General features: G+C 69.1%; 1 protein-coding gene. It reads right to left on the reverse strand.

Annotated features, from left to right (window positions below):
• On the reverse strand, positions 1–742 hold a 742-nt coding region (locus tag ACIOHG_RS37105; RefSeq protein WP_400957947.1), incomplete at both ends, for a tetratricopeptide repeat protein.

Consider the following 742-nt stretch of genomic DNA (forward strand, 5'->3'; position numbering starts at 1 on the left):
CGTTGAAGGCCTCGTCCAATCGGCGCAGTTCCCTGAAGGTGAGGCCGAGGTTGTTCCAGGCGATACCTTCGCTGTGGCGGTTGCCGAGCTCGTGGTGGATGTCGAGGGCGTGCTGGTAGGCGTCGAGGGCTTGATCGAAGCGGCGCAGTTCCTGGAGAGCGGTGGCGAGGTTGTTCCAGGCGATACCTTCGCTGTGGCGGTTGCCGAGCTCGTGGTGGATGTCGAGGGCGTGCTGGTGGGCGTCGAGGGCTTGATCGAAGCGGCGCAGTTCCTGGAGGGCATTGCCGAGGTTGTTCCAAGCGACGCCTTCGTGGCGGCGGCTGCCGAAGGACATGGCGGCGTCGTGGGCGAGGGTTGCGGTGTCCAGGGCGTCCTGCAGGTACCGGCGGGAGTGCAGGTAGGTTCCGAGGAGAGCAGCCAGTTCCATGGTGGTTTCGCGGTGGCCGAGGGTGTGTGCCTGGTGGACGGTGGCGAGGAGGTTGGCGCGCTCGGCGTCGAGCCAGGCGAGCGCCGCGCCGCGGTTGGGGAAGTGTTCCCGGTCGACGCCGCCGGTGGGGTCGAGGTGGGTGTGGGCGGCCCGGGTGGTGCGGGTGTAGTGGTGGTGGAGGCGGGTGAGGGCGGTGGTGCTGTGGGGGTGTCGCTGGGCTTGTTCGGTGGCGTAGGCGCGGACGAGGTCGTGCATGCGCCAGCGTCCGGTGTCGGGGTCCTCGCGGACGAGGCTGGCGTCGGCGAGGGCCTCCAA

This window comes from Kitasatospora sp. NPDC088134 (assembly GCF_044741705.1).
Classification (GTDB): domain Bacteria; phylum Actinomycetota; class Actinomycetes; order Streptomycetales; family Streptomycetaceae; genus Kitasatospora.